Origin of the sequence: Streptomyces sp. NPDC006265, from assembly GCF_040613555.1 — a bacterium.
Classification (GTDB): Bacteria; Actinomycetota; Actinomycetes; order Streptomycetales; family Streptomycetaceae; genus Streptomyces.
Window position 1 is genome coordinate 1 of record NZ_JBEXSH010000679.1, and the last position, 5,092, is coordinate 5,092.

5 protein-coding genes and 2 pseudogenes are annotated in these 5,092 nt (G+C 71.6%); 2 read left to right on the plus strand and 5 right to left on the minus strand.

The genetic code is table 11. From position 1 onward, the window contains the following. Window positions 1–222 (minus strand): annotated as a pseudogene (locus ABZ281_RS37260) (hypothetical protein); the annotation flags it as partial. 509 nt (window positions 223–731) lie between these two features. On the opposite strand from ABZ281_RS37260, the gene ABZ281_RS37265 reads away from it, so the two are divergent. Beyond that, complete coding sequence (locus tag ABZ281_RS37265) at window positions 732–1,493, plus strand: ZIP family zinc transporter (protein ID WP_356662467.1); 762 nt, start codon at window positions 732–734, stop codon at window positions 1,491–1,493. A 121-nt stretch (window positions 1,494–1,614) separates the two neighbouring features. Here the strand turns inward: ABZ281_RS37265 and ABZ281_RS37270 are convergent, their stop codons facing one another. Continuing rightward, complete coding sequence (locus ABZ281_RS37270; protein ID WP_356662468.1) at window positions 1,615–2,526, minus strand: NAD(P)-dependent oxidoreductase; 912 nt, start codon at window positions 2,524–2,526, stop codon at window positions 1,615–1,617. A 146-nt stretch (window positions 2,527–2,672) separates the two neighbouring features. Here ABZ281_RS37270 and ABZ281_RS37275 point away from each other — a divergent pair, with 146 nt between their 5' ends. Next, a complete protein-coding gene (locus ABZ281_RS37275; RefSeq protein WP_356662469.1) occupies window positions 2,673–3,314 on the plus strand; it encodes a TetR/AcrR family transcriptional regulator in 642 nt (213 codons plus the stop codon). Here the strand turns inward: ABZ281_RS37275 and ABZ281_RS37280 are convergent. The 3 genes and pseudogenes from ABZ281_RS37280 to ABZ281_RS37290 form a co-directional block, all read right to left on the minus strand. Continuing rightward, complete coding sequence (locus ABZ281_RS37280) at window positions 3,295–3,828, minus strand: GNAT family N-acetyltransferase (protein ID WP_356662470.1); 534 nt, start codon at window positions 3,826–3,828, stop codon at window positions 3,295–3,297. The genes ABZ281_RS37275 and ABZ281_RS37280 overlap by 20 nt on opposite strands. A gap of 111 nt (window positions 3,829–3,939) precedes the next feature. Further along, window positions 3,940–4,521 carry a hypothetical protein gene (locus tag ABZ281_RS37285; RefSeq protein ID WP_356662471.1) on the minus strand — a complete coding sequence of 194 codons (582 nt, stop codon included), beginning with the start codon at window positions 4,519–4,521 and terminating at the stop codon, window positions 3,940–3,942. A gap of 95 nt (window positions 4,522–4,616) precedes the next feature. Next, window positions 4,617–4,922 (minus strand): annotated as a pseudogene (locus ABZ281_RS37290) (DUF4157 domain-containing protein); the annotation flags it as partial. Window positions 4,923–5,092 lie beyond the last annotated feature (170 nt).

Genomic DNA, 5,092 nt, shown 5'->3' on the forward strand with positions numbered 1-5,092 from the left:
GACCGAACCGAAGTCGGTCGGCACCGTCACCCGGCTCCACGCCTGCCCGTCCCAGCGGACCAGCGGGGGCGGGATCGGCCGGTCGACCGGCCCGCCGACGAACCCGGCCGTGCCGCCCGCCCACACCTCCGTCGGCGATACCGCCAGCACACTCCCCACGGCCGACCGCGGAAACCCGTCCACGACCGTCTGCCGCCAGGCCTGCCCGTCCCAGTGCGCCACAGCCGCACCCGAGTCGGTGGCCCCCGTGGCCCAGACGTCGTCGGCAGCCAGGATGTGCAGCCGTACACGGCCCCCGGCGGCACCGGCACGTCCCGCCAGTCCCGCCCGTCCCAGCGCAGCGCCTTGCCGAGCCGGCCCGGTTCACCGCGCCGGGGAAGCCGGTGGCCCGGCCCCACGCCGTGCCGTCCACCGGTACAACATCGACCGCAGCCCGTCGGCGGCCTGCTCGTACCCGGTCGCCCAGGCCCACGCGATCACAAGGCAGACGACGACCGCGCGAGGCCCGTTCACGAGACCTCCCCAGAACGCGAAGGCCGCTCACGCTTTTGCGGTCCACCCACCCTGAACAGACGTCACATGGCCCAGCACCGTGCTGCTCCCCGTACTCCGTGTCCGAGGTGTGTCCGAGGCTCAACAAGACGTCCGGCGCCGCCATCGACGCAGACCCCTGGCACCGACCACCGGGCGCATCAGGTGCCGATCACGCTCGCGCGGGTACACGGCGCTGCATGTCCGAGGCGATGCAAGCAGGTGGTTGGGGGTTGCTGGCAGGCAGTGCTCTCCTGCTGGGAGCGGTGTTCGGCTACGGGATGCGCGTGTCGCAGAAGGTCATCGCTCTGGTGATGGCCTTCGGTGCCGGCGTGCTCCTCTCGGCCGTCTCCTTCGAGCTGGTGGGCGAGGCCTACGAGCAGGGTGGACTGGGTCCGGCTGCGATCGGGACGCTGGCCGGGGCGGTTGCCTACACCGCCGGGAACCTGTGGCTGGCACGCCGAGGCGCTCGCCATCGCAAGCGATCGGGCCATCACACGGAGCAGACGCAGCCGTCCGAGGAGGAACAGGGCGGCTCGGGCACGGCGCTGGCACTCGGCGCGCTCCTGGACGGAGTGCCCGAGTCGGCGGTGATCGGCGTCAGCCTGCTCGACGGTGGGGCGGTCAGCCTCGTGACGGTCGCGGCGGTGTTCATCAGCAACATCCCGGAGGGCCTGTCCAGCTCGGCAGGGATGAAGAAGGCCGGGCGCGGCAAGGCTTACGTCTTCGGGGTGTGGGGCTCCATCGCGGCCGCGAGCACAGTCTCCGCCATCCTCGGATACGCCGTACTCGGCGGCTTTTCGCCCACCGTGATCGCGGGGGTGACGGCGGTGGCCGCCGGAGCGATCCTGGCCATGATCGCCGACACGATGATCCCCGAGGCGTTCCAGGAAGCCCATCTGGCGATCGGTCTGGTCACGGTCAGCGGCTTCCTGGTGTCCTTCACGCTGTCCCACGCCTGACCTTCGCGGTACGCACCTGACGTCACCTGGTCCGGGCGGTCCGCGGTGTGCGGGTATGGCGGCGGCCACGCTGCTCCGGCGAGGCGCGTGCGAGGTGTCCACCGGCCGCATGCGACAACGCCTAAGCGGAGACGTCCGCGGTTCGGTCCGCCGACACGGGCGCGCCGGCGGTCCGGGCCTCCAGGGCGTGCAGGACGGCCACCATGTCCTCGCCGCCGTGGCCCCGCCGCACGGTTTCGTCGTAGAGGGCGTGGCACACGTCGAGCAGCGGGGACGCCAGGTCGGCCTTGCGGGCGGCCTCGGCGATCAGGCGGTTGTTCTTCAGGACGTCCGCGGCAGCCGCCTGGACCGAGAAGTCGCGCTCCAGCAGTTTGGGCGTCTTGACCCGGGAGACGGCGCTGGCCATGGGGCCGGCGTCCAGGACGTCCCGGAAGAGACGCTGATCGAGTCCGTGCCGCTCGGCGAAATGGAAGGCCTCGGCGAGCCCCGTGACCACCGCGATCAGGAACAGGTTCACGGAGAACTTCAGCAGCAGGGCGCCCGGGACGGCCCCGCACCCGAACGTCTCCCGGCACAGGGGAGCGAGCAGGGGCCGGACGGTCGCCATGGCGTCGTCGTCACCCGCCAGCATTCCGACCAGCTCTCCCCGTTCGGCGGGGACGCGGCTGCCGGAGACCGGGGCCTCGACGTAACGCCCGCCCGCCGCCCGGATGTCCTCCTGGAGGCCGCAGGAGTACTCGGCCGAGGCCGTGCCCATGTGGACGACGGTGCGGCCGGCCACGCTCGGGGCGAAGTCCGGGGTGCCGCGCCCCAGGACCGCGTCCACGGCGGACTCGTCGGCCAGCATGAGGAACACGGTGGGGGCCCGGTGGAACACCTCGGCGGCACCGGCCGCCACCTCGGCGCCGGCGGCGCGCAGAGGTTCGCACCGCTCCGGGGTGCGGTTCCAGACCACGAGCCGGGTCCCGGCACGAGCGAGGTTCAGTGCCATGGGCTGTCCCATGACTCCGAGACCGATGAAACCGACGTACATGACGTACCGCCTCCCGCGGCTCGCGCGGAAGCCGAGCCGTCGCCGTCGCGCTCGACTATGACAGCGGTCATAGTAGCCGCGGTTATGACGGCGGTCATAGGGTGGGACTCGAGAAGGATGCGTGACACAGCTGAGGGAGACCGGCGATGGCGAAGGCTGAGCGGGGACCTCGCGAGCGGATGGTCTTCAGCGCCGCCCAGCTCATCCGCCGCCACGGAGTCGCCTCCACCGGCATGCGCGAGGTCGCCGTCGACGCCGGGGCCCCTCGCGGCTCGCTCCAGCACTACTTTCCCGGTGGCAAGACGCAGTTGGTCGACGAGGCGGTGGGCTGGGCGGGCGGATACGCGGCGGACCGCGTCGCCCGATTCCTGGCCTCGCTGTCCGAGCCGACGCCGAGCGGGCTCTTCGCCGCGATGGTGCGTCAGTGGACCGACGAGTACGGTGACGCCGGCTTCGCGGGCGGCTGCCCGGTCGCGGCGGCCACGGTGGACTGCGCGGAGTCGGTCCCCTCCACGCGGAAGGCCGCCTCCGCCGCCTTCGCCACCTGGACCGGTGCCCTCGCCCGAGCCCTGACCGGGATGGGTGTGCCCGAGGAACGCACCGGCGCACTCGCCACGCTCATGATCAGCAGCCTGGAGGGGGCGATCCTCCTCGCCCGTGCCGAGCAGGACATCCGGGCCCTGACGACCGTGGCCCGGGAACTGGGCCCTGTCCTCGACGCGGCAGTGCGGAAGCCGGACGGCCCACCGGCCGGCAACGACGCCGGCGCTATTCCTGGTACTGGGTGAGGTCGATGCCGTACACCGCGAGGTCGTGGCCGAGGACCGGATCCTGCGCGGTGCCTTCCGCCTGCATGCCGAGTTTGTCGAGTACGTTCGCGGAGGCCGTGTCGGCGATCCGGCGCACGGCCACCACCCGGTCGAGACCGCGGTCCTGCACGGCGAATTCCAGGGTGGCGTGTGCCGCTTCGGAGGCGTACCCCTGACTCCAGAACACCCGCCCGAGCCGCCAGCTGATCGCCACCTGGCCGGCGATCTCCGCCGGGGCGTCGGCCACGGACAGACCGACGGCGCCCGCCAGCTCACCCGAGCCCAGCAGTTCGACGGCGAACATCCCGAACCCTTCCTCGTCCCACTCCTCCTCCCACGCCTCGATGTCCTGCTCGGTCTGCTCCTCGGAGCGTGTCGCGCCGTCGCCGATCCGGCGCATCACCGCCGGGTCGGCATGGATCTCGGACAGGGGGACGAGGTCGTCCTCCAGCCATCGGCGCAGGAGGAGGCGGGGTGTGCGGATGTCGGTCATGGCCCCATCCTGCCGATGCGGCGGTGAGAGTGCGAACCGCGGTGCCGGCCGTCCACCGATCGGTGTCGCCGGCGTCGTGCGGGACGGCTCCCGCACCGGGCGCAACGCGGTTCACGAACCGGGGCCGTTGCGCTTGCCGATCAGGTCCCGGTACAGGGCCGCGCCTTCCTCATGGGTCTTGGCTTTGGCGAACTCCGTCTTCCAGTCGTTCTCCAGGCGTTTCAGCTTCTGCACCCAGTCGCCGAACTCCCGCAGATCGACATGGCGCTGACTCGAACCGAGCGGGGCCTTGCCACCGGGCTTGTCGTCCTTGTGGCCGCCGAGCCGGCTCACGGGGTTGTTGTTCTTCTTGCTGCTCGTCACGCCGTGCTCATAGCCGTCGGGCGTCCTGCCTCCCGGCCCGGCGGTCTCGATGCCGACCCGAAGTGCGCCGTCGCGTTTGCCGGTCGGGGGCTTGTAGCCCATGAACAGGTGCCGGTACGACTCGTCCGGGAGGATGGTGTCGCCGTGGTAGTCGGTGTTCCCCATGCCGCCGACGGCGAGGGGCAGGCCGTAGAGGTGGCTGTGGGGGTCGAGCCAGTTCTGCACGGTTGCCCCGATCTCGCCCTTCTCCACGAACTCGCCCCGTATCCCGTCCTTCTCGTTGTCGCCGATCTCCATGTGGTGCGTGCCGAACCCGCGCCGGTACGGCAAGCCCCGGGCCCCGCGCCGGGTACCGACAACGGCAGGGGTGAGAAGGTCTCCGACCCCAACGATCCGTTCGAGAAGAGTGCCGGCTCCTGCCGCACGTGGTCGACCTCTTCGTACATCACCTCGTCGCTGACGTGGTTCCCGCCGAGCACGATGTGGGAGCCGGTGGTGTAGGCGAGGGCTCCGAGTGCCTCGGCCGAGCGCTGGGCGACGGGCTCGCTGTGCACGCGCACATGGCCGAACTCCATGCCGTAGGCCTGCTCGGCCCGCTGAAGGATGCGGGCCTCCAGGGGGCGGCCGGGGGAGCCGACGGCGTCGAGGACGGAGGGCCGCCGCACGACGCCCGCGACGGCCGCCCCGGCCATGAACGCGCCGATCGCGAGCGGGCCGCGCCACCGGAACATCACCCTCCCCGGCCGGCCCGAACGACAGGAAGAGCACGTTGCCGGTCGCCAGCGCGCAGAACACCTTCCCCATGGAGAAAGCTCACGGCGTCCACGGCACCGGCCAGCACGGTGAGCACGGTCATGACGGCCAGCCGCCGGGCGTCGGTCGCGAGGACCGGGGACGCATC